We start from the raw sequence: 24,715 nt of genomic DNA, 5'->3' as shown, positions 1-24,715 counted from the left end.
AAATCTTTATACTACTAAAAATAACGTTTCAGAACTACTTAGGCTAAATGTGCCGGGAAAGTAATGACTTTATCTAGACGTGATTGTTGCGTCACCACCATCAATAAGCGATCCAGCCCCAAAGCAATTCCCGAGGTTGCCGGCATCTGCGGTAAGGCCGCCAATAGATATTCATCCACGGGCATGATGCTAAGCCCCAAGTCAGCGCGGCGCTGGTTATCCTGCTCAAAACGCTGACGCAACACCTCTGCATCCACAAGCTCATCATAGGCATTTGCAAGCTCCAAACCCTCAATATACAGCTCGAAACGGGCAGCCACCCATTCGCCATCTTGGTCCTGCTTCACTTTGGCCAAGGACGCTAATTCAGGTGGAAAGTCGGTCAGAAAAACCGGAGTATCGAATCCCAGACTCGGCTCAACAAAATGGGAAAATAACAAATCAATATAACCTAGACGATCGTCGCCCAAGTCCAAATTCAGTCCGACCCGATTCGCAGTGTCTTTAAGCTGTTTTAACGTCGCCTGTAAAGGGTTGATATTCAGACGGTCCTGAAAAGCATGTTTATAACTCAGCACCAGCGGATGCAACTCGCTAAAGCGTTCTTGCAAACAGACAGATAGCAGATCCGTCGTTTCAAACATCAGCTCTTTCAAGCTAAAACCCGGGCGATACCACTCCAGCATGCTGAATTCACTGTTGTGCTTGCGGCCATGCTCATCATCACGGAATACTTTACAGATTTGATAAATCGGTCCGCTGCCACTGGCCAGCAAGCGTTTCATGGCAAATTCGGGCGAAGTCTGTAAATAATGGGTTTGCAACTGCCCCGCCACATGACGCTGGGCTGCGACCGAAGCCAAATGCACATCCGTCACACCCGCTTGCGATAAAATGGGAGTTTCCACTTCCAGCACGTTACGCTCGGCAAAAAACTGGCGAATCCGCGCATACATTTTGGCCCGCGCCTGCATGGCGGTCAGATCACAAGTCGGTTGATAATCCATCATGCCTGTGGTCCTCCATAAGCAGACCACTCACGGCGTAGCGGGTAAGTCTTACGTAGCTGATCAAAAGCAGGCTGCTCCACAAAACCATCTTTTAAACAGGCACGCAGGGCAGCATCGTCGCGGGCAATATCATAAATTTCAGATAAATGCTGAATCAGCACATCATGTAAATTCTGTCCGGCAAATAAATTGCTGCAGTTAGGTAACTGGCTTTCAAAATGCTTATCTGCCCTAAAGCCAAAATGTGCACAGAAAGCCTGATAAATCATTTCTGTACCACGTGCCTTGCCTTCCAGACTGTAGCCCGCAATATGCGGTGTGACCAGCGTAACCGCATCCAGCAACTGCGCTGAAATGACCGGTTCATGTTCAAACACATCCAGAATCACTGTGCGCTGAGTACGTTGAATATCGTCTAACAAAGCCTGTTCAGCAATCACCGGACCACGTGCACTATTAATTAGAATGGTCTGTGCCGGAATTTTTGCCAAAGTTTGAGTATCGAATAAATGATAGGTTGGATAAGGCCCTGTTTTGGTCAGTGGCACATGAATGGAAATCGCATCACTTTCAGTCAGTAGCTGTTCAAATTCAACCTGATTGATCTGTTCACGCGACACCAACGGATCATAGCCCAGCACGTTCCAGCCCAGTAACTGTACCATTTTCGCCAGACGTGTTCCCACGTTGCCCAGACCGACAATTCCTAAAGTAAAGGCAGGTTTATTTTTTAATAATTCCGGGCGAACATGGTTTAAAGCCGTAATGACATATTCGGCAACTGCCTGTGCATTACAACCCGCAGCATTGGCCCACTGAATCTGCTGTTGTTGTAAAGCAGGAATCTCTAAATGATCCGTACCGATGGTGGCACTACCCACAAACTGTAAAGCCGTATCTTGAATCAGTGCACGATTGACGGGTGTCACCGAACGAACCAGTAAAGCCTGCGCATCTTGCACATCCGTATGGGTTAAGGTTCGTCCGGGACGTTGCTGGATTTCTCCAAACGCTGAAAAGAAATATTCGGTAAAAGCCAGATTTTCATCCGCGACAATTTTCATTGCAGTGATCCAACAACTTCGAAAATCGCATCATAACTTTTCAGGTTTATGGATACTAGGCACAGTTGGTGAATTGTAGGATTTTCTCTGGCCTGCACTCAGTTTCCTTATAAGCCACTGGCTGTTTTCCAGCCATGCAACTGTAGATATTGCTGCAACAGTGCATGATTTGCGTACAGATCATCCAACCCGGTCATTAAGATATCCAAACCGCGCTGCACATACTGTTGTACCACTAATGGACATTTCGACTCAGCAGCCTGCTCAAGACTGAGCAAATAATGCTGGATATAAAAATGGGTATGTGCTTCACGCATGATGGTATCCATCCATTTCATCAGGTCCTGATACCATTGGCTCTCGACTCCATCGAGATGTGCCGTTAAATCCAGAATGGCCTGATGTAGATGCTGTAAACGTTGCTGTGCTTTATCCAACTGTTCCGTTTTAAGCAGACTTGCATAGGTACGCTGAATCAGACGCATAGACTGTTGAATAAAACGGAAGTACTGAATGCTGGATTTCGCTGCAATGAGGTCATCATGAGCAATCGAAAACGGCAAACCCAATAAAGGAGAAAATTCAGTTGAATGGAGTGAGGTCATGGTGAGAGCTTCCTTTGTTATTGTTGTTATGTGATGCAATTTAGCAAATGCATAAAAAAGCAACAAGCCTTTAACACAAAAGATGAATTACAATATTTTCATTTACTTAAAATACATAATTTTTTTAAGGATTTAGAATAAAAAGTAAAATGTAACGATTTATAAATCAGATACACTCTAAATCCTCAGACACTTAGTTCTTGTATTAATCATCACCAAAAACATCATTTTTCAAGTATATTCAGCGATGAATAATTTCAGATGCTCGTACTCATCTCCGCCACGGAATAAAAAATTTCGTAGATGCTCCTTCTACTTGGTAAGTAGCATCGGCACGAATATAACCTTAAAAATCGACTTCAATGCCTGATGGCATACTGCTTGACGGACTTAATATATGTAACTGTTGTAACTGAGACGATGCAGTGAAGAATTAGAGCCCCCTCCCCCTGACCAAAGGGGTTTGACTTCAGTAACATTTAAATTACTTCATGCTCGATATTGCTTTTTTACTCACCGCCCTTGCACCTTCACGACAGTCCAGTGCTTCGTACACCGCAACAACTAGTCACCTGCAAAGATGGCTACTTTTTTATTCTGATGGAATGTTTATCTACCGTTATTTTTTATTTTTGCACTTTTCAAGACATGATTTGACCCAAAGCGTGTGCAAGGCACACACTTCAGGGTTGAATTCTCTTGAATAATTGAGAGGCTTGCTTCGCTTAGACAGCAGCCTGTTCAGCCTGCTGAGCTAGGATCTCGCGGATTTTGAATTTCTGGATTTTACCTGATGGGGTCATTGGCAAGGCATCCCAGACTTCCAGACGCTCAGGAATATATTGAATGGCCAAGTTCTGCGCTTTCAAGAAATTGACTATGTCCGATAACTGCAATTTGATACTACCCTCTTTCAGTTTAACCACTGCACAGGCTCGCTCACCGAGACGATCGTCGGCATAAGGGACTAAAGCGACCATGGCGATATCCGGGTGTTTATACAGCAGAGATTCGATCTCGGAGACTGGAATATTTTCACCGCCCCGGATAATCACATCTTTTTTGCGACCGCAAATCCGAATATAGCCCTGCTCATCCTGAGTGGCAATATCACCGGTATCAAACCAGCCATCGGCATCAGTTTCATTCAAATGTGGACGCTTGAGATAACCACCAAAATTCGAACAGCTGCGGATCATCAGGCTGCCGGAATGGTTCGGTGGCAAGGTATGACCATGCTCATCCACGATTTTGAGTTCAACACCCGGTAATGGCAGCCCATCGGTATTAAACGAACGTTCATCATCATCTTCTGGTCGTGTCAGGGTCACTGCACCACACTCGGTCATTCCCCAGGCGGAAATCACTTTCACGCCCAGATTCTGGCGGGCTTTTTGTACCAGTGCACTTGGAATCGGGGCACCTGCGCAAAGGAACAGTTTTAAACTTTCCACTGTTTGATGCGTTTCGGCAACCCCGGTAGATAAATCATTCAGGAAGGGTGTTGAAGCCATCGTGAAGCTCACCTGATGCTCATGAATCAGGTCAATCGCTTTGTTGACGTCCCATACATCCTGCAAAACCGCTTTGGCTTTCAACAAGACCGGCATAATCAGACCATACATAAAGCCGGTTTGATGGGCCATCGGCGAAGCCATCAAAATCACATCATCAGGTCCCAAATGCAGACGTTTAGCATAAGGAACGATATTGGCAAATAAGGTATTGGCCGTATGCATCACGCCTTTTGGTTCACCCGTAGTTCCTGAGGTAAACATTAATTGCGCAATATCATCAGCCGTGATGCTAACATCATTCAGGGTGTTGAGGATTTGTGGATCCTGATCCAGCCCATGATTAAGCATCAGCTTTTCAAAACTGTTGTCGCCTTCGCCCCCAATCACCACAATATGCTCAAGCGTATCGATATTTTTTTGCAACTGGTAGGCAAGCTGCTCGTGATCAAATTTACGGAAGGTTTTTGGCACGATTAACACCTTACTTTCCGTATGCTTCAGCATAAAGCTGAGTTCACGTTCACGGAAAATTGGCATTAATGGATTTAACACGGCACCAATACGGCGACAGGCAATATACAAAATGGTAAATTCCCACCAGTTGGGCAACTGGCAAGAAACAATGTCCTGCTTATGTACACCTAAACGTTTGAGGCCCAGAGCAACCCGGTTCGCTGTATGCAGCATTTCCCGATAGGTCAAGCTTTTTTCGGTTTGTTGTTCAGTCTTATAACTGACCAGGGCGATTTTGTCGGGATGTTGATGTACCGCCTCATTTAAAGATTGCAAAATGGTTTTATTCACCCAATAACCCTGTTGCAACATTTGTTCCCGGCGCGGTGCCAATAGTACTGCATCGAAATCCATTCCATTACTCCTAATTATAATTATCCTGTTGCTTTTCGCATCCACTCATCCATAGATTGCCATCCGGCAAACCGAAACAATGCTCAGCTGTTCTTTTCTACCTTGAACGGCTGAGCATGCGATGCATGTTGCAATATATTGATTAAGCAGGTACTGCCTTACGACCAGCCTTGTCACGCGCAATAATGGTTTTCATAATCTGCGCAGTTCCATCACCAATCTGAAAGCCCATGACATCACGTAGGCGCTGTTCCATCACCCCACGATCATAACCGGCATGACCAAACGTGAGTAAACACTGATGAACCACATCATAGGCCAGTTTTGGCCCCCACCATTTGCACATGCCCGCTTCTGCAGTATGTGGCAGATCATGATCTTTTAACCATAAGGTCTGTAGGCACAATAAACGTGCAGCTTCCACCTGCGTTTCATAATCGGCTAAAGGATGGGATACACCCTGAAAAGCTGTTAACGGCTTACCAAACGCTTCACGCTGCGCCGCATAAGCCCAGGTTTCATCCAGTGAAACACGTGCCACAGCCAACACCTGTAAACCGATCAGGGCACGTGAAAAATCAAAGCCCTGCATCACCTGAACAAAACCTTTGTTCTCTTCACCCAGACGATGGTTCACTGGCACGCGCACGTTATCAAAGAAAATTGAACCGCGACCAATCGCACGCTGACCATGACAGTCGAAACGTGTGGTGGTGATGCCTGGTAAATCCATCGGTACCAACAATGCAGTTACCCCATGTGCCCCGGATTCAATTGAACCGGTACGGCCAAAAATCACCGCGGCATCGGCCTGATCGGCAGCCGAAATCGAAGTTTTTTCACCATTGATGACATACTCATCACCATCGCGCTCGATCTTTAAACGCAAATTGGCTGCATCCGAACCGCCACGTGGCTCGGTCAATCCAATCGCGAAAATCGCCTCACCCGCGGTGAGTTTTTCTAGCCATGGACGAACCACTTCCGGCTGACCATGTTGAGCTAGAATCTGTCCGTTGAGAGACGCCAGCAAATTGATATAGGAAAAACTGAGATCCGCTTTGGCAATCGCTTCATGGATCACACCCGCTGCCAAGCAGCCCAAACCTTGACCGCCATATTCTTCCGGCAACTCAGGCGCAATAAAACCCATTTCTCCCATTTGCTTCATCAAAGCACGGTCTAAAACACGGGTCTGATCACGCTCTAAAAAGCCCGGTGCCACATATTTTTGGGCAAATTTTTCTGCTGTTTCCGCAAGAAATTCTAAATCTTCATCAATATAAGGATTTTTACTCATGGACTGGCTCCTTATTATTTGTAGTATTTGCGGAATTCAGGTTGGCGTTTTTCTTTGAGCGCATTCACGCCTTCACGCGACTCTTCGGTATCGTAGTAGAGTTTCAAGGCATACATGCCCATGCCTGCGATACCCGCCTGATGTGCGGTATCCATATTGAAGCTGCGTTTTGCGATAGCCAATGCTGTCGGGCTACGCTGGCAGAGCTCTTCACCCCATGCCTGAACCTCAGCATCCAGTTGATCAGCCGGTACACATTTGTTTGCTAGACCAATTTCAACAGCTTCTTGTCCAGAATAACGACGGCACATATACCAGATTTCACGTGCTTTCTTCTCGCCCACCACACGCGCCAGGAATGCAGTCCCATAACCAGGATCTACTGAACCCATTTTCGGGCCCACCTGACCGAAAATGGCTTTTTCTGAACAGATCGTCAGATCACAAATCGTTGCCAGTACGTTGCCGCCACCGATCGCATAACCTTGAACACGTGCAATGACCGGCTTAGGCACATCACGAATCGCCGTATGCAATTCTTCCATCGGTAAGCCAATGGTGCCACGTCCATCATAGTTACCATTGTGTGCAGACTGATCTCCACCGGTACAGAATGCTTTTTCGCCGGCACCAGTCAATACAATCGCACCCACATCACGGTCATAGCCGGCTTTATTCAAAGCTTTGATAATTTCATCACAGGTTTGGCCACGGAAGGCATTCATTTTTTCTGGACGGTTAATGGTGATCCATGCCACGCCATTTTTTACTTCATATAAAATGTCTTCAAAATTCATGTTGTTCACTTCCTGTAATTTTATCGTTTTTAAGTTTTTGCAAATTGATTCAGTCTGGGCTTAACCATTCATGGTCAAACCACCAGAGACACTCAGTACCTGACCGGTGATAAAGCTGGCGTCATCACTCAGGAAAAAGGCAATCGAAGAAGCCAGATCATCCGGTTGACCCAAACGGCCCAAAGGAATGGCACGGATAAATGCTTCACGTAGTTTTTCCGGATTCGATGCACCTTCCGTGACACCTGCTAGCAGTGCGGTGTCCGTTGGCCCCGGGCAGATCACGTTGATGTTGATGTTATGACGAGAGTGCTCACGTGCCAGTGTTTTAGAGAACGATAACAAGCCCCCCTTACACGCCGCATAAACAGCCTCGCCGGAAGAACCGACACGTGCGGCATCAGAAGCAATATTCACAATACGACCCGCATTGCGTTCAACCATACCCGGCAATACGGCATGGTGCATGTTCAGCATGCCCACCAGGTTAATCTGGATCAAACGATCCCATTCATTGGCATTGGTTTTAAGGAAAGGTTTGAAAACATCCCAACCGGCATTGTTAACCAGACCATCTACCGGCCCAAGCTCGGCTTGCGTTTTGGCCACAGCCTGATCCACCATTTCACGATTGGTAATATCACATTGCACCGCTAAAGCCTGGCCTTGTGCATTCTGGATTTCAGCCACCAAGGCTTCTGCTGCAGCCATATTCATATCAAATACTGCGACTTTGGCACCTTCCTGGGCTAAGCGTTTGCATGTTGCAGAACCAATTCCACCTGCACCACCGGTTACAATAATGACTTTACCTTGCAATCCTTTCATCTCTTTTTCCTTATTTACTGAATTAATATTCAATCTTCTTATGTATGTCTCAAACATACTGAACAAGAAAATTAATTTCAATTATCAATATTCATGTTTCATTATACGAAATAAATAATTAAAAATATTAATTTTACAAGTCATTGTATTTTATAAATATTAATTAAATATAACCTTTATTTATGAAATAAAATGTTACATATTTATCTTCACCAGCATCATTTTTTGTAAATTTTATGCTCCTACTGGGTATTCGAAGAAACAATCCCATACTGATTAAAACAAACTCAGCTCACCCCCAAAGCCCCTAAAAAACATCCATTAAAAACTAAATATTATTTAAAATACAAACATTTAAGAAAAATAAAAAAGCCAGTTCATACAATGAACTGGCCAGACCCATCATTTCGTATAACAAAATTTTATTCTAAAAAAAAGAGAATATGCCGGTCAAAGCATATTCTCTGGAGCAAAAGCAAAGTTCAGAAAATTTAATTACAGAAAGCTGCAATTCCCGTTTGCGCCCGGCCTAAAATCAGGGCATGAATATCGTGTGTACCTTCATACGTATTCACCACCTCCAGATTCACCAGATGTCGCGCCACACCAAATTCGTCACTGATCCCGTTGCCTCCCATCATATCCCGAGCCAAACGCGCAATATCCAGAGCCTTACCACAGTTATTACGTTTGATCAGTGATGTTCCCTCAACCGAAGCAATACCTTCATCTTTCATCCGGCCAAAACGCAGTGCGACCTGCAAGCCCAGAGCGATTTCCGTCTGCATATCCGCCAGTTTTTTCTGGATTAACTGATTAGCGGCCAAGGGGCGGCCAAACTGTTTACGATCCATGGTGTATTGGTGGGCAGTATGCCAGCAGAACTCTGCCGCCCCCATTGCACCCCAAGCAATACCATAACGCGCACTGTTCAGACAGGTAAATGGACCTTTTAGTCCACGAATCTCAGGGAAAGCATTTTCTTCCGGTACAAACACGTTATCCATGACAATTTCACCGGTAATCGAAGCACGTAAGCCCACTTTGCCATGAATGGCCGGAGCTGACAGTCCCTCCCAGCCTTTTTCCAGAATAAAGCCGCGAATGGCCCCCACATTTCCTTCAGCAGAAACTTCCTTGGCCCAGACCACAAACACATCGGCAATTGGACTGTTGGTAATCCACATTTTTGCACCGGTCAGACGATAGCCGCCATCGACTTTTTTGGCACGGGTAATCATGCTACCCGGATCTGAGCCGTAATCCGGTTCAGTTAAACCGAAGCAACCAATAAACTCACCGGTCGCCAATTTCGGTAAATATTTCTGCTTTTGTTGTTCTGTCCCAAATTCATTGATCGGTACCATCACCAGAGAGCTTTGTACGCTGGCCATAGAACGATAGCCAGAATCAACACGCTCAATTTCACGGGCAATCAGACCATAACTGACATAGTTGAGACCCGCGCCGCCATACTGCTCCGGAATGGTTGGACCCAACAAACCCAATTCGCCCATTTCACGGAAAATGCGGGCATCAGTTTTTTCGTGACGGAACTGCTCCAAGACACGTGGCATTAATTTATCCTGACAATACGCATAGGCCGTATCCCTAATCATGCGTTCTTCTTCGGTCAGTTGTTGCTCAAGTAAAAAAGGATCCTGCCAGTTAAATTCTATTGCTTTCATTTTTTATTCCTTGTTCATGTCTCGAATTCTTGGAGAGTTAGGCGCTAGCTGCTTTAATCATATCGCGGGCAATGATCAGTTGCTGAATCTGCGTAGTACCCTCGTATAGACGGAATAGACGCACGTCCCGATAAAAACGTTCAATCGAGTATTCACTGATATATCCGGCACCGCCATGAATTTGCAAACAACGATCTGCAACGCGACCACACATTTCAGTGGCAAACATCTTGGCACAAGAGGCTTCAGTTACAATACTTTCTCCCTCATCACGGCGACGTGCCGCATCGAGCACCATGCATTTCGCTGCATAAATCTCGGTTTTAGAATCTGCCAGCATGGCTTGAATCAGCTGAAAATTGGCAATCGGCTGACCGAACTGTTTACGCTCAATGGCATAATGCAGTGCATCATCCAGCATCCGTTCTGCCATCCCCACACTGTAGGCAGCAATATGTAAACGGCCTTTATCCAGCACTTTCATGGCCGTTTTAAAACCCACACCCTCAACTCCACCAATCAGTTGATCCTGATGTACGCGACAATTATCAAAAATCACGTCACAGGTATAAGAGCCTTTCTGCCCCATTTTTTTATCGATTTTGCCTAAAGATAAACCTGGCGTTCCAGCCTCAACCAGAAAAGCTGAAATCCCCGCTGCACCCTTGATTTCAGGATTCGTACGTGCCATGACTGTGAAGGTCGCAGCACGCGGTGCATTGGTGATAAAACGTTTGGTGCCATTCAGGACATAATAGTCGCCCTCTTTAATAGCTGTGGTTTTTAATGCTGCGGCATCAGAACCTGAATCCGGTTCAGTCAGACAAAAAGAACCGATAATTTCACCACTGGCATAACGGGGTAAATATTTTTGTTTCTGTGCTTCTGTACCATCAATAATAATGCCGCTTGAGCCGATACCATTATTGGTGCCAATCAGGGAGCGAAACGCCGCTGAAGTATGACCCAGCTCCTGTGCCACCAAAACTTCCTCTTCCATGGTCAGACCTAAACCACCATATTCTTCAGGGATGGTCAGGCCAAATAGTCCCATCTCACGCATCTGTTGCACAATCGGCTCAGGAATCGCTTCAGATTCCTCCACAATATGCTCGTTCGGACGTAATTCATGGTCGACGAAGTCTCGGATTGTCGCTAACAGTTGCTCTAGCATCTGCGGATCACGGATCATCTTTTACTCCTTTATTCTTTGTGATGTCTTTATTGTTGTCTCCGATGCGCTCCTGCATCTCTCCAACAAAATAATATTATGTTTCGTTATACGAAATACCATATCAATATAAAAATTAAAAAACAAGACAGAAATTAAGGTAAATTTCGTTAAGCAAAATAAAATTCCAAATATTTGCAATATTTTCTCTCTCAACTGACTCAATTTGCAAAAAACAGGTTGTATCTAACCGCAATCTAGATTAATTTTTATTGAAAATAATTTTTGCTATACGGAATTTTTATAATAATGGATAGCCAATTCGTACAAATAGATTTATCGCATCCTGCCATTGCCGTGATACGGATCCATCGCCCAGAGGTCAAAAATGCGTTGAATACCGCTGTTCGCCAGCAATTGGCACAAGCTTTTGCAGAACAAAGCCTAAATGATGCAGTCAGAGTGATTGTCTTAACAGGAAGTGAAAGCGTATTTGCCGCTGGAGCAGACCTCAATGAAATGGCACAGGCCAAATCCATTGAGATTTATTTACGTCATACCGAACGTTACTGGCAGCAGATTGCACAATGCCCCAAACCGGTGATCGCCGCAGTCAATGGCTTTGCTTTAGGGGGTGGCTGTGAACTGGCCATGCATGCCGACATAATTATCGCCGGGAAAAGTGCACAGTTTGGCCAACCGGAAATCAAAGTTGGCTTAATGCCCGGGGCCGGTGGAACGCAACGACTGGTGCGCGCTGTCGGCAAGTTTCAAGCCATGCGCATGATTATGACAGGTTGTCTGATCCCTGCTGAAGAAGCTTTAAGGATGGGACTGGTTTCACAGATGACTGAGGATCAGGAGACCTTCCCAACAGCACTAAAAATGGCACAGCAGATTGCCCAGTTGCCACCGATTGCACTGGAGCAGATCAAAGAAAATGTCTTGCTGAGCCAGGATGTTCCTTTACATGCCGGACTGGCGCTGGAACGCAAATCTTTCCAGCTGCTCTTTGACACACAAGACCAGAAAGAAGGGATTCAGGCCTTTCAGCAAAAGCGTAAACCGCAATATCAGGGAAAATAACCATTCACAGGACACCATTATGCAATACAAGATTCAACAGATCGGGATTATTGGTGCCGGCATCATGGGAACAGGGATTGCCCAGATCGCCATTTTATCTGGCCATGACGTTTATCTGTACGATGCCAATGCAGAAGCTGCCACGCAGGCCAAAGACAGACTGGGCCAAACTTTACAGCAGCTGGCGAGCAAAGGAAAATTCACCGAGGAACAGGTGATTACGGCACTGACACATTTACACGTGGCAGAGCAATTGCTAGAACTGAAAGATTGCCAACTGGTCATTGAAGCGATTATAGAGAAACTCGACATCAAACAACAGTTGATGCAGCAGCTTGAAAGTATTGTCTCGCCACAGACCATTTTGGCCACCAATACTTCATCACTTTCGGTAACAGCGATTGCTGCACATTGCCACAATCCGGAACGTGTCGCCGGCTTCCATTTTTTTAATCCGGTACCGTTGATGAAAGTGGTTGAGGTGATTCAAGGGTTGCATACCCAGCCCGAAGTGCTTGATCATCTCACACAACTGGCACAGCATATGGGACACCGGCCGGTCCGCACCAAAGACACTCCCGGTTTTATCATCAATCATGCCGGGCGTGCCTACCTGACCGAATCGTTAAAAATTCTGGGTGAAAACGTCGCGAGTGTGGAGCAGATTGATCAAGTGTTGAAATCAGCCCTAGGCTTTCGAATGGGGCCTTTTGAACTGCTCGACCTCACCGGGTTGGATGTTTCACATCCGGTGATGGAGTCTATTTACCAGCAGTATTATCAAGAACCGCGTTATCGCCCAAGTATCCTGACTCAGCAAATGCTTACCGGCAAACGACTCGGACGTAAAACTGGCCAGGGATTTTATCGCTATGTTGATCAACAAAAACAAACTGCGACTAGCGCTGAACCGGACTTTTCATATGCTGGCCCGTTGCCCAAAGTCTGGCTCTCTACCGATTTTACCCAAGATAAAGCCTTGTTAAGTGAATATTTAACGGTCAAAGGGATTCAACTGGATACAGCAGAACATCCAGCCACTGACTCTCTGGTCGTGATTGCCAGTTATGGTGAAGATGCCACCAGCAGTGCGCTGCGTTTAGGGGTTAATCCACAACAGGTCGTCTGTCTTGATTTAATCGCGGGTTTCAGCCAGCAACGTACCCTGATGCCCAGCTTACTGACCAATGCAGAGATGAAACAGGCGGCTCAGTGCATTTTTCAGGATGAGATGAGTCAAGTGACCTGGATTGCAGAAAGTATCGGGCTCATCAGCCAGCGCGTACTGGCCATGATTGTCAATCTGGGCTGTGACATGGCGCAACAAGGGATTGCCACTGTAGAGGACATTAATGCTGCAGTCCGCTTAGGCTTGGGCTATCCACATGGGCCAATTGAGTGGGGAGATTTTATTGGAGCAGACAAAGTCCTCCTGACCTTAGAACGCATGCTGGCGCTGACTGGTGATCCACGTTATCGACCAAGTCCATGGCTACAACGCCGCTGCAAATTGAAATTGCCGCTGACGTTTAACAGCTGATCTCAGCTAAATAACGAAAAATAATGATTAAATTTAAAGGAATAAACAATGTTAAATGCCTATATCTATGCCGGTGTTCGCACCCCAATTGGTCGCCATGCAGGTGCCCTTTCTTCAATTCGTCCCGATGATCTGGCGGCCCATGTCATTCAGGGGGTACTGCAAAAAAGCGGTGTCCCGGCTCAGGCTATTGAAGATGTCATTCTCGGTGACACCAATCAGGCCGGTGAAGATTGCCGTAATGTTGCACGTAATGCCCTGCTAGTGGCTGGACTGCCACCATCCGTTGCTGGACAAACGGTAAACCGTCTGTGTGCCAGCGGTCTGGCTGCAGTGATTGATGCGGCGCGTGCCATCAGCTGTGACGAAGGCGAGCTGTATATTGCCGGTGGTGTCGAAAGCATGTCTCGTGCACCATTCGTTTTAGCCAAAGCAGAATCTGCCTTTAGTCGTGAAGCGAAAATTTTTGATACCACGATCGGTTCACGCTTCCCGAACCCCACTTTGGTGCGTTTATATGGCAATGACAGCATGCCCGAAACCGGTAACAACGTTGCGGAGCAATATGGCGTGACGCGTGAACAGGCCGATCAGTTTGCTGCCGCATCTCAGGCTAAGTACCAACGTGCCAAGCAGCAAGGTTTTTTTGAGGATGAAATTTTACCGATTGAAATCTCACAAGGTCGCAAAGCCCCACCCAAACTGATCAGTGAAGATGAACACCCGCGCCCAAGTTCTGATTTTGTTGCCTTGCAGAAATTGAAGCCACTCTTTGAAGGGGGTGTCGTGACTGCAGGAAATGCTTCAGGCATCAATGATGGTGCGGCAGCTTTATTAATTGGCAATCAAAATGTCGGAGAAAAATATGGTCTGCAACCTTTGGCCAGAATTGTCTCTGCAGCTGCTGCCGGGATTGAACCACGTATCATGGGTGCCGGCCCGATTGAAGCCATTAAAAAAGCCTTGCAACGTGCACATTTGACCCTGAACGACATGGATATTATTGAAATCAATGAAGCCTTTGCCTCACAGGTATTGTCATGTCTCAAAGGTTTAGGCGTGGCCTTTGATGATCCACGCGTCAATCCGAATGGGGGGGCAATTGCAATCGGCCATCCATTGGGATGTTCTGGTGCACGCCTCGCCTTGACGGCTGCACGAGAGCTGCAACGTCGCCAGAAAAAATATGCGGTGGTGAGCTTATGTATCGGTGTGGGTCAGGGTTTGGCGATGGTCATTGAGAATCCTGCTGTGACTAATAGCTAATTTTTTAAATTGCACGCTGATAAAAACAACATAAATTTTTGTCTAGCAAAATAAGTTGTTATGATAACGAAATTGGACTGGATGAAAGGTGGGGATGATATGCATTCAGAGCATAGCGCAGACTGCGTAGAGAAAAAAATTAATTTTGATGAAATCCGTCTGGATCCAATTTCGCATATTCATCGCGAGAATAATCCACAGTTTATTGCTTCTTTAGCACGCGGTTTAGAAATCTTGCGTTGTTTCTCCGCATCGAATCAGATTTTAGGTAATCAGGAATTGGCAGCCATGACCAATTTACCTAAACCCACGATTGCCCGGATTACCAATACGCTAGTTTCCTTGGGTTATTTAAAGCAGCTCCCCAATTCAACCAAATACACGTTGGATATCGGGGTGTTAGGACTAGGATACGCTGCATTATCCAACATTTCGGCACGACTACACGCGCATCCGTATATGGAAGAAATGTCCAAATATGCTCAGGCGCCGGTTGCCATGGCAACTCGTGACCGCCTCACCATGGTGTATCTGGATGTGGTACAGACAGAGACTAACCTGACCATGCGTCGCCCGGTGGGGTCTACCCTACCACTGCATAACACATCGATGGGACGTGCCTGTCTAGCGGCCATGCCGGAAAATGAACGTATTTTTATCCTCGATGCGCTGGCAAAACGTCATGGTGATGAATGGCCAACAATTAAACGTGGACTGGAACGTGCTTTCCATGATTATCAGAACTATGGTTACTGTTTATCCTTGAGTGAATGGCATAAAGAAGTTAATTCCGTCGCCGTGCCAATGGTGCATCCGCTGCATGGTTTATTGGTCTTTAACTGTGGTGCACCAAGTTATCTGGTGAATCAGGAAAAGCTGGAAAATGAGATTGGCCCTCGCCTGATTCACATGGTACAGAACATTGAAGATGCGCTAAACGCCCTTTAACAACCCGCATAAAACAATAAGCTGAAATCAGAATATTTCAGCTTTTTTAAAAAATAATTCACGATACGAAACTGGATTTTATATTATGGAAGAATTAGAACGCGAAGTTATGGAGTTTGATGTCGTCATCGTTGGTGCCGGACCTGCAGGTCTTTCCGCCGCGATTCGCATCCGTCAATTAGCAATCGAAAACAACCTGGCAGACCTCTCCGTCTGTGTGGTTGAAAAAGGCTCTGAAGTGGGTGCGCATATCCTCTCGGGTGCTGTGCTTGAACCCCGTGCACTGAATGAACTGTTCCCCGACTGGAAAGAACAGGGTGCACCCTTGAATGTGCCAGTGACTGAAGATAAAACCTATTTCCTCATGTCGGACAGTACGCACAAGGAAGCACCGCACTGGATGGTGCCAAAAACCATGCATAATGACGGCAACTATGTTGTTTCGCTGGGCAATGTAGTGCGCTGGTTAGGCCAGAAAGCGGAAGAACTGGAAGTGTCGATCTTCCCGGGCTTTGCTGCTGCGGAAGTGCTCTATCATGAAGATGGTACGGTCAAAGGCATCCAGACCGGAGATATGGGCATTGGTAAAGATGGCCAACCAACGCATAACTTTGCGCCGGGTTATGGATTACATGCCAAATACACGCTGTTTGCTGAAGGCTGCCGTGGTCATCTCGGTAAGCGTTTAATCCAGAAGTTCAATCTGGATCAAGAAGCGGATCCGCAGCATTACGGCATCGGCATTAAAGAGCTCTGGGAAATTGATCCAGCGAAACATAAGCCGGGTCTGGTGATGCACGGTGCAGGCTGGCCTTTGGCTGAAACTGCATCATCTGGCGGCTGGTGGTTATATCACGCTGAAAACAACCAGGTGACGCTGGGCATGATCGTGGACTTGTCGTATCAGAATCCGCACATGTTCCCGTTCATGGAAATGCAGCGCTGGAAAACCCATCCGTTAATCAAACAGTATCTGGAAGGTGGTAAGCGTATTTCTTATGGTGCGCGTGCGGTCGTCAAAGGTGGTTTTAACTCTTTACCTAAACTGACGTTCCCAGGCGGCTGTCTGATTGGTGATGATGCTGGCTTCCTGAACTTTGCCAAGATTAAGGGTTCACATACCGCAATGAAATCCGGCATGTTATGTGCTGAAGCGGTGTTTGAAGCGATTGCAGCGGGTGTGGAAAAAGGTGGTGATCTGGGTTATGCCCGTCTGACTGAAGGTGAAGATTTCTTTGCCAAAGAACTCACTACTTATACCGACAAATTTAACAACAGCTGGCTGAAAGAAGAACTGTACAACGCACGTAACTTTGGCCCGGCGATGCACAAGTTCGGTCAATGGGGCGGCGGTGCGTTTAACTTTATTGACCAGAACCTGTTTAAAGTGCCGTTTACCCTGCATGACCTGGTACCGGATTTCAGCGCATTGAAAACAGTCGATGCGGTGAGCTTTAAACCGGACTATCCAAAAGCGGATGGCAAGATCACTTTTGACCGTCTGTCTTCGGTGTTTGTATCAAACACGGTGCATGAAGAAAACCAGCCATCGCATCTCAAACTGACCGATGCCTCAATTCCGGTGAATGTGAACCTGCCAAAATGGGATGAACCGGCACAGCGTTACTGCCCTGCAGGCGTGTATGAGATTGTGCAGGAAGAAAGTGGTCCACGTTTCCAGATCAACTCGGCGAACTGCGTGCACTGCAAGACCTGTGACATCAAGGATCCTTCACAGAACATCACCTGGGTAACGCCGGAAGGTGGTGGTGGTCCAAACTATCCGAATATGTAATGCTGCATGATGAACCCAAAGAAGATCCCATTTCCCTTTTTTGGGTTCAGATTTAGCAGGCATAGAGATCGTTTGGATCTGTTACCCCAACACTTCGAGCGGAAACGTTTCGATGGTTATTTTTAAGGTAATCCTAGCCTCTTCGGGGGCTAGGATTAAAAAATTGATCGTAAAAATTTTCTTTAAAGATTTATAAGCATAAAAAAATAAAGCCCTGACAATGATCAGGGCTTTATTTTTGAATTTGGCGGAAGCGGTGAGATTCGAACTCACGGAGGGCGTGAACCCTCGTCGGTTTTCAAGACCGGTGCATTAAACCGCTCTGCCACGCTTCCATAGGCCTAAGAATACAAAGCTTCGGTCGCTCATTCAAGAAAAATCTTAATCCAAATGATTCAAATGCATATTGTTTCATCAACTTGCTAAATTTTGGCTGCCCATTCAGCACCTTCACGGATCGCACGTTTGGCATCAAGTTCTGCAGCCAGTTTAGCCCCACCAATGATCTGATAACGCGCTAAAGTTGACTCACCAGCTGTTGGCATCAGCGCATTGACAGATTCTTGCCCTGCACAAACCACAATGCTATCAACACGCAATAACTGTTCATGTCCCTGATATTCAATCCACAATCCTTCTTGGGTTACAGCTTTATATTGTACGCCACTCAACATCCGCACCGCGTGCTTTTTCAGTTGTGCACGATGCACCCAACCGGAGGTTTTCCCCAATCCTGCACCAAAGGCAGTCGTTTTACGCTGCAATAAAAAAATTTCTCGTAATGGGGCTTCAATATGAGGTTGAACCAGTCCACCTGCACTTGTGTAATGTGGATGGGCGTCTACCCCCCATTCCTGTTGCCATTCAGACAGGGGTTGTGGTGTTGTCGGTTTCAATAAAAACTCAGCCACATCAAAACCAATGCCGCCTGCACCGATGACTGCAACACGTTTTCCAACGCTTGCGCCTTGGAGCACCTCGGCATAAGACAATACATGAGGCAGATCTGAGCCTGGAATTTTAAGGCCACGTGGCACGACCCCAGTCGCAATCAGTACTTCATCAAAACCTTCTCGCTCCAACTGTTCACGGTTGATTCGGGTATTCAGCCGTAAATCAACACCAGTCTTAGTTAGCTGCACCTGAAAATAGCGCAAGGTTTCATAAAATTCTTCTTTACCCGGAATCACCTTAGCCAAATTAAATTGACCACCGACCTCAGCTTTAGCTTCGAACAAGGTCACATTATGACCGCGCTGGGCAGCAATCGTTGCCGCAGATAATCCGGCCACCCCAGCACCTACCACCGCCACTTTTTTGGGATGACGGGTTTTCGGATAATGCAATTCCGTTTCATAGCCTGCCTGTGGATTCACCAGACAGGTCACGCGCTGATGTTTGAAGGTATGATCCAGACAGGCCTGATTACAGGCAATACAGGTATTAATTTCATCGACGCGGTTACTTGCCGTTTTATTTACCCAGAAAGGATCCGCTAAAAATGGCCGCGCCATCTGGATCAGGTCAGCCTTACCTTCCGCAAGGATCTTTTCCGCCACTTCTGGCATATTGATACGATTGGCAGCAATCACTGGAATGCTCACATGCTGTTTTACCTCGGCTGTATAGTCAACAAATGCAGCACGCGGCACAGAGGTTACAATGGTAGGCACACGCGCTTCATGCCAGCCAATACCGCTGTTCAGCAAAGTGATGCCGGCTTTTTCCAGTGCCTTTGCAACAATAATCACCTCTGCCATGGTATTGCCCTGTGGTACCAAATCCAGCAATGACAAGCGAAAAGAGAGAATAAATTGCTCACCGACTGCAGCACGCACAGCTTTGACCACTTCGACAGCGAATCGCATCCGATTTTCAATCGGTCCACCCCAACGATCTTTGCGTTGATTGACCTGCTGGCTCAGAAACTGATTCAGTAGATAGCCTTCCGATCCCATGATTTCAACACCATCATAACCGGCTTTTTTTGCCAAACGGGCACTCTGAGCATAATCTTCAATCGTTTTTAGAATCTGTTTTTCGGTCATTTCCCGCGGTTTGAAAGGAGAAATGGGAGATTTAACCGGACTCGCAGAAACCACAAAAGGCTGATAACCATAGCGTCCAGCATGAAGAATTTGCAATAAAATCTTGCTGCCATGCTTATGTACAGCATGGGTCAGCAAACGGTGATGGGGTAAATCGGCCAGACTGCTCATGGTGCCCCCCGCAGGCAACAACCAGCCCTGACGGTTAGGAGAAATACCGCCCGTAATAATCAGTCCAACACCACCTTTGGCCCGTTCCGCAAAAAATGCCGCGAGTTTAGGATAATTATAGAAACGATCCTCCAGACCAGTGTGCATGGACCCCATCACAACACGATTTTTTAAAGTAGTGAAGCCCAACGACAATGGACTCAGCACATGGCTAAACTGGGTCATGCGTTCTCCTTGTTATAAATTCTAGTTTTTTATCCGTTCTACGTTACTTTAATGATTTTTTTCAGCGAAGGGATGACCAGGTAGCCACAAATATTGGGCAATCCGGTCAATGGCAAGTGAAGTTATGATCAATACAGACTTATACGAGTCACAAGGATTAACGCGCTGCTCAAGATTGCCACTGATTCGGTAAAGTTTTCCATAACACAATCAGGCCAAGCACGGTGCCAATCGGAAAACTGGGTAACATCAACACGGCCAAAATCCGAGATAACCATAATCCCTTGTTCTGCCCCTGCTTCACATCTCGGTAGGCCTTCAAATTGAGAATCAAGATGAGCAGTAAAACCAGCACCAAACTCAATAAGGTCGGCAGGTCCGTCATGGATTTCTGATATTCGAGATAAACAAATAAAACCAAAGCAAAAGCCATCAAACCCGCATATAGGGCATGCACCATGGCAACGGTCTGGTTTAGTGATGCAACGGGAAAGCCCGAGAAAGGTGTTTTATGCAACATCAACAGATCCCCCAAATAACGTCCACTATAACGCAAATTCGGCTCAGGAACAGTCCTGCCATTTACCCTGCCTACACACAGCATTTCATGTATTGCTGTTTTAAATTTAAGGTGTAGCACACTTCAGGTTTGGCACACACCAAAACTACCATTCGTGCCATTACTGCATCACGGAGAATTTTTTAGGACTTGATCGGTTTATCGAAAACAAGCGGCGGGAAAAGTGCTACAATATCCCCATTTTACGATTTTCCAAGGCAGCCAATTCGTGGTGCCTATTTTATAATGTTAGGACAAGCAATGACTGATAATGCAACCATCTTGCAGAATGTACCAGTAGGTCAAAAAGTCGGGATCGCTTTCTCAGGTGGTCTAGATACTTCTGCAGCTTTATTGTGGATGAAACAAAAAGGCGCAATGCCTTATGCCTACACAGCCAATCTTGGTCAGCCAGATGAAGATGACTACGATGCGATTCCAAAGAAAGCTGAAGCTTACGGTGCAATCAAAGCACGTCTTGTAGACTGCCGTCTGCAGTTGGCACTTGAAGGTATTGCTGCGATTCAGTGTGGTGCATTCCATATCAGCACGGGTGGTGTTCCTTACTTCAACACCACACCACTTGGCCGTGCAGTAACCGGTACCATGCTGGTAACTGCAATGAAAGAAGATGAAGTCAACATCTGGGGTGATGGTTCGACCTATAAAGGTAACGACATTGAGCGTTTCTACCGTTATGGCCTGTTGACCAATCCGAATCTTAAAATCTACAAACCATGGCTAGACCAAACATTCATTGATGAATTGGGTGGCCGTGCCGAAATGTCACAGTTCCTGATCGACAATGGCTTTGACTATAAAATGTCAAAAGAAAAAGCTTACTCGACTGACTCCAACATGCTCGGTGCAACTCACGAAGCCAAAGATCTCGAATATCTGGATGCAGGCATCAAAATTGTTGAGCCAATCATGGGTGTCGCGTTCTGGAAAGACGACGTTGAAATCAAGGCTGAAGAAGTCAGCGTGACATTTGAAGAAGGTATGCCAGTTGCGTTGAATGGTCAGCGTTTTGAAAACCCGGTTGAACTCATCCTTGAAGCCAACCGCATTGGTGGCCGCCATGGTTTGGGTATGTCCGACCAAATTGAAAACCGTATCATCGAAGCAAAATCTCGCGGGATCTATGAAGCACCGGGGATGGCGCTCCTGCATATCGCCTATGAGCGTTTGGTAACAGGTATTCATAACGAAGACACCATCGAACAATACCGCATTAACGGTTTACGTTTAGGTCGCTTGTTGTACCAAGGCCGCTGGTTTGATTCTCAAGCCTTGATGCTACGTGAAACTGCCCAACGTTGGGTGGCAAAAGCCATTACCGGTACAGTAACGCTTGAGTTGCGTCGTGGTAATGACTACACCATCATGAACACTGAATCTCCAAACCTCACTTATGAAGCTGAGCGTTTGACTATGGAGAAAGGTGACTCGATGTTTACGCCGATGGATCGTATCGGTCAATTGACTATGCGTAATCTTGACATCACCGATACCCGTGCAAAATTGGGCATCTATACCAACTCTGGCCTGCTTTCTATTGGTGCAGGCTCTGCAGTTCCACAATTGAAAGACAAAAACAAATAAGTTTTACTTTCAAGAAAAACCGCCTCCTGCAGGCGGTTTTTTCATGCTTCATTTTTACAGTGTTAGTCCGCCTCTTAACCCTCTCATTGCAGCTTTTTTCTTCATCTATCCACGTTCAGACATACTGTACTTATTGATCTGCCGAATTTTTCCGCAGGATCAGAAATCCCGTTACCATTTTCACAGTTTATCGATTATCATTTGTTTTATTTTTAAGTCTGAATTGCCTTGAATACCCTAACGATTCTCCAGCCAGACGACTGGCATGCTCATTTGCGTGATGGCCTTGCGCTTAAAAGAACGGTTCCTGACTTGGCACGCCAGTTTTCCCGTGCGATCTGTATGCCGAATCTGGTTCCACCAGTGAAAACGGTTGAAGAAGCCTTGGCATACCGTGAACGCATTATGGCGCATGTTCCTGAAGGCATGAATTTTGATCCACGCATGGTGTTGTATTTCACCGATCAAACTTCACCCGATGAAGTACGTAAAATCAAAGCGTCTGAACATGTTAATGCCATAAAATTGTATCCAGCAGGTGCCACCACTAACTCGGACAATGGTGTCAGTGACATCCGCAAAGTGTATGCGGTGATCGAGCAGCTTGAAGAACATCAGGTTCCTTTACTGTTACATGGTGAAGTGACCCATTCACATGTGGATATTTTCGACCGTGAAAAACGCTTCTTGGATGAAGTATTGTCACCATTGTTAAAGCAATTCCCGAAACTAAAACTGGTGCTTGAACACATCACTACCTCAGATGCAGCCCAGTTTGTACTGGAACAGGATCGCAACGTTGCTGCAACCATTACCCCACAGCACCTGTTATTCAACCGCAACGACATGTTGGTCGGTGGCATCAAGCCACATTTTTACTGCTTGCCAATCTTGAAACGTCAGACCCATCAGCAAACGTTGCTGGAAGTCGCGACCAGTGGCAATCCAAAATTCTTCTTAGGCACAGACAGTGCACCGCACTCGAAAAATGCTAAAGAAAATGCCTGTGGTTGTGCCGGTTGTTATAGCGCACCAACAGCGATTGAACTGTATGCGCAAGCCTTTGATCAGGTCAACAAACTGGATCGCCTTGAAGGTTTTGCCAGCCATTTTGGTGCGGATTTCTATGGTCTGCCACGCAATACCAGCACAATTACACTAGTCAAAGAAGCTCAGGTCATTCCTGAAAGTTTCGACTATCTTGATGGTGAAAAAATCATTCCGTTGTATGCTGGACAAACCATCCAATGGAGGAAAGTGTGACCACTGATGCCCCCCCAGTCATCGGTCAACGTTTTCGTGGATTTTTACCTGTCGTTGTCGATGTAGAAACGGCAGGTTTTAATTCCAAAACCGATGCCTTACTCGAAATTGCCTGTATTCCGATTATTTATGACGAGCATGGCCAATTTATACCGGGTGAAGCGGTACATGCACACATTAATCCATTTGAAGGGGCCAATCTGGATCGCCGCTCACTGGACTTTATTGGCATCGATCCGTTTAATCCGATGCGTGTTGCCATGGCTGAAGATGAAAAAAGTGCCTTAAAACGTCTCTTTAAAGTGATCAATGAGACACGCCGCCAACAGCAATGTACGCATGCGATTTTGGTCGGCCATAATGCCCATTTTGATCTCGGCTTTCTGCAGGCTGCGATTGCCCGTACCGGAACCAAAAACCAGAATCCATTTCATAGTTTTTCGGTCTTTGATACCGTAACTTTGAGTGCGATGATGTTTGGTCAAACCGTCCTGGCAAAATCCTGTATTCAGGCTGGGCTTGAATTTGATGGCAAAGAAGCCCATTCTGCCTTATATGACACGCAAAAGACGGCCGAACTGTTTTGCTATATTTTAAACAAACTTGGACCCCACTTGCTTGACAATACGGTGGCGGATCAATAAGATACCGCCATCTTCTAAACGTCCCTATCGTCTAGAGGCCTAGGACATCGCCCTTTCACGGCGGTAACCGGGGTTCGAATCCCCGTAGGGACGCCAATCTCTCCTCTTTAGTTTCATTACGATCGATTTCTTTTAAGATTTTACTTCTCTATCGACAGAATGTATTACTACCTATCGCTCACGCGCGATAAAGCTCAAATTTCCGTTTATAATGTCTAAATATTGTTTATTTTTAATGAGCTTATGAACAAAATCCTGAAAAAGATTCTCTTGGTTGCCCTGATTATTTCACCCTCTATCCTGTATTTATACATCGTCAACCAGAATAAAGCTGAACCATCCGCCAAGTCAGTGACCGCTAAGCCAAGTTCCAGCGCCCAAACGCCAGATCGCTAATTTAACTCCTATGTGTGTTGATCATATGGTGCTTTCCGCTTTTCAACCATTTTTTGAACAAACACATCGTTTTGGCATAAATCAACACAATTATTGTTTGACAGTCCCTGGGTAAATTCCTAATATAGCACCACCTTACGACGTCCCTATCGTCTAGAGGCCTAGGACATCGCCCTTTCACGGCGGTAACCGGGGTTCGAATCCCCGTAGGGACGCCATCTATATCTGCTTTACTTCATTTTACCCTACCATAAAAATCACATTGAACAATCCTGCTTTTTATCTAAAATAGCGTCCTTCTTCTATTCTGATTTTTTCTTAT

General features: G+C 46.1%; 20 protein-coding genes and 3 tRNA genes. 11 read left to right on the top strand and 12 right to left on the bottom strand.

Features of this window, described 5'->3' with window-relative positions:
* Positions 1–38 precede the first annotated feature (38 nt).
* The 9 genes from epmA to PGW99_RS03830 form a co-directional block, all read right to left on the bottom strand.
* Complete coding sequence (gene epmA, locus PGW99_RS03870; protein ID WP_273778819.1) at positions 39–1,010, bottom strand: EF-P lysine aminoacylase EpmA; 972 nt, start codon at positions 1,008–1,010, stop codon at positions 39–41.
* Positions 1,007–2,074 (bottom strand): 4-phosphoerythronate dehydrogenase, encoded by a 1,068-nt coding sequence (locus PGW99_RS03865; protein ID WP_273778817.1) that lies wholly within the window; start codon positions 2,072–2,074, stop codon positions 1,007–1,009. Before PGW99_RS03865 ends, epmA begins: the two co-directional genes overlap by 4 nt.
* Positions 2,075–2,181: 107 nt before the next feature.
* Positions 2,182–2,679 (bottom strand): hypothetical protein, encoded by a 498-nt coding sequence (locus tag PGW99_RS03860; protein ID WP_273778816.1) that lies wholly within the window; start codon positions 2,677–2,679, stop codon positions 2,182–2,184.
* Between the two features lie 725 nt (positions 2,680–3,404).
* Positions 3,405–5,063: a cyclohexanecarboxylate-CoA ligase gene (gene aliA, locus PGW99_RS03855; protein WP_273778807.1), complete on the bottom strand. Its 1,659-nt coding sequence runs from the start codon at positions 5,061–5,063 to the stop codon at positions 3,405–3,407.
* A gap of 142 nt (positions 5,064–5,205) precedes the next feature.
* Positions 5,206–6,363 carry a cyclohexanecarboxyl-CoA dehydrogenase gene (gene aliB / locus PGW99_RS03850; protein ID WP_273778805.1) on the bottom strand — a complete coding sequence of 386 codons (1,158 nt, stop codon included), beginning with the start codon at positions 6,361–6,363 and terminating at the stop codon, positions 5,206–5,208.
* A gap of 14 nt (positions 6,364–6,377) precedes the next feature.
* On the bottom strand, positions 6,378–7,160 hold the full coding sequence (gene badI, locus PGW99_RS03845) for a 2-ketocyclohexanecarboxyl-CoA hydrolase (protein ID WP_273778804.1): 783 nt from the start codon (positions 7,158–7,160) through the stop codon (positions 6,378–6,380).
* A 60-nt stretch (positions 7,161–7,220) separates the two neighbouring features.
* Positions 7,221–7,988 carry a 2-hydroxycyclohexanecarboxyl-CoA dehydrogenase gene (gene badH / locus PGW99_RS03840; RefSeq protein WP_273778802.1) on the bottom strand — a complete coding sequence of 256 codons (768 nt, stop codon included), beginning with the start codon at positions 7,986–7,988 and terminating at the stop codon, positions 7,221–7,223.
* A gap of 491 nt (positions 7,989–8,479) precedes the next feature.
* Positions 8,480–9,676 (bottom strand): acyl-CoA dehydrogenase, encoded by a 1,197-nt coding sequence (locus PGW99_RS03835; RefSeq protein ID WP_273778801.1) that lies wholly within the window; start codon positions 9,674–9,676, stop codon positions 8,480–8,482.
* A gap of 37 nt (positions 9,677–9,713) precedes the next feature.
* Positions 9,714–10,868: an acyl-CoA dehydrogenase family protein gene (locus PGW99_RS03830; protein ID WP_273778800.1), complete on the bottom strand. Its 1,155-nt coding sequence runs from the start codon at positions 10,866–10,868 to the stop codon at positions 9,714–9,716.
* A gap of 288 nt (positions 10,869–11,156) precedes the next feature.
* Here PGW99_RS03830 and PGW99_RS03825 point away from each other — a divergent pair, with 288 nt between their 5' ends.
* From PGW99_RS03825 to PGW99_RS03805, 5 genes are all read left to right on the top strand, one after another.
* Positions 11,157–11,933 (top strand): enoyl-CoA hydratase, encoded by a 777-nt coding sequence (locus tag PGW99_RS03825; RefSeq protein WP_273778799.1) that lies wholly within the window; start codon positions 11,157–11,159, stop codon positions 11,931–11,933.
* A gap of 19 nt (positions 11,934–11,952) precedes the next feature.
* Complete coding sequence (locus PGW99_RS03820; protein WP_273778798.1) at positions 11,953–13,473, top strand: 3-hydroxyacyl-CoA dehydrogenase; 1,521 nt, start codon at positions 11,953–11,955, stop codon at positions 13,471–13,473.
* A 48-nt stretch (positions 13,474–13,521) separates the two neighbouring features.
* Positions 13,522–14,739 (top strand): 3-oxoadipyl-CoA thiolase, encoded by a 1,218-nt coding sequence (locus PGW99_RS03815; protein WP_273778797.1) that lies wholly within the window; start codon positions 13,522–13,524, stop codon positions 14,737–14,739.
* Between the two features lie 99 nt (positions 14,740–14,838).
* A complete protein-coding gene (locus tag PGW99_RS03810; protein ID WP_273778795.1) occupies positions 14,839–15,687 on the top strand; it encodes an IclR family transcriptional regulator in 849 nt (282 codons plus the stop codon).
* 85 nt (positions 15,688–15,772) lie between these two features.
* Entirely contained in the window at positions 15,773–17,482 is a 1,710-nt protein-coding gene (locus PGW99_RS03805) for an electron transfer flavoprotein-ubiquinone oxidoreductase (RefSeq protein ID WP_273778792.1), read from the top strand.
* Positions 17,483–17,727: 245 nt separating this feature from the next.
* On the opposite strand, the gene PGW99_RS03800 is transcribed toward PGW99_RS03805, so the two are convergent.
* From PGW99_RS03800 to PGW99_RS03790, 3 genes are all read right to left on the bottom strand, one after another.
* A tRNA-Ser gene (locus PGW99_RS03800) sits at positions 17,728–17,817 on the bottom strand.
* Between the two features lie 87 nt (positions 17,818–17,904).
* Positions 17,905–19,926, bottom strand: a complete 2,022-nt coding sequence (locus tag PGW99_RS03795) for an NADPH-dependent 2,4-dienoyl-CoA reductase (protein WP_273778791.1) — start codon at positions 19,924–19,926, stop codon at positions 17,905–17,907.
* Between the two features lie 169 nt (positions 19,927–20,095).
* Positions 20,096–20,530, bottom strand: a complete 435-nt coding sequence (locus PGW99_RS03790; RefSeq protein WP_326519140.1) for a hypothetical protein — start codon at positions 20,528–20,530, stop codon at positions 20,096–20,098.
* A 201-nt stretch (positions 20,531–20,731) separates the two neighbouring features.
* Between PGW99_RS03790 and argG the strand changes: the two genes are divergently transcribed.
* From argG to PGW99_RS03760, 6 genes are all read left to right on the top strand, one after another.
* Entirely contained in the window at positions 20,732–22,090 is a 1,359-nt protein-coding gene (gene argG / locus PGW99_RS03785) for an argininosuccinate synthase (RefSeq protein WP_273778790.1), read from the top strand.
* A gap of 228 nt (positions 22,091–22,318) precedes the next feature.
* Positions 22,319–23,353, top strand: coding sequence for a dihydroorotase (gene pyrC, locus PGW99_RS03780; protein WP_273778789.1), 1,035 nt, complete (start codon positions 22,319–22,321; stop codon positions 23,351–23,353).
* Positions 23,338–23,997, top strand: a complete 660-nt coding sequence (gene rnt, locus PGW99_RS03775; RefSeq protein ID WP_273778787.1) for a ribonuclease T — start codon at positions 23,338–23,340, stop codon at positions 23,995–23,997. The genes pyrC and rnt overlap by 16 nt, the downstream gene beginning before the upstream one ends.
* Positions 23,998–24,017: 20 nt before the next feature.
* Positions 24,018–24,093: transfer RNA gene (locus tag PGW99_RS03770), tRNA-Glu, on the top strand.
* A 147-nt stretch (positions 24,094–24,240) separates the two neighbouring features.
* Positions 24,241–24,393: a hypothetical protein gene (locus PGW99_RS03765; protein ID WP_273778785.1), complete on the top strand. Its 153-nt coding sequence runs from the start codon at positions 24,241–24,243 to the stop codon at positions 24,391–24,393.
* Positions 24,394–24,535: 142 nt separating this feature from the next.
* Positions 24,536–24,611, top strand: a tRNA-Glu gene (locus tag PGW99_RS03760).
* Positions 24,612–24,715: the final 104 nt, after the last annotated feature.

Origin of the sequence: Acinetobacter sp. GSS19, from assembly GCF_028621895.1 — a bacterium.
In the GTDB taxonomy this organism is placed as follows: Bacteria; Pseudomonadota; Gammaproteobacteria; order Pseudomonadales; family Moraxellaceae; genus Acinetobacter.
The sequence above is the reverse complement of the archived record's forward strand: the minus strand, read 5'-3'. Positions and strand labels throughout refer to the sequence as shown.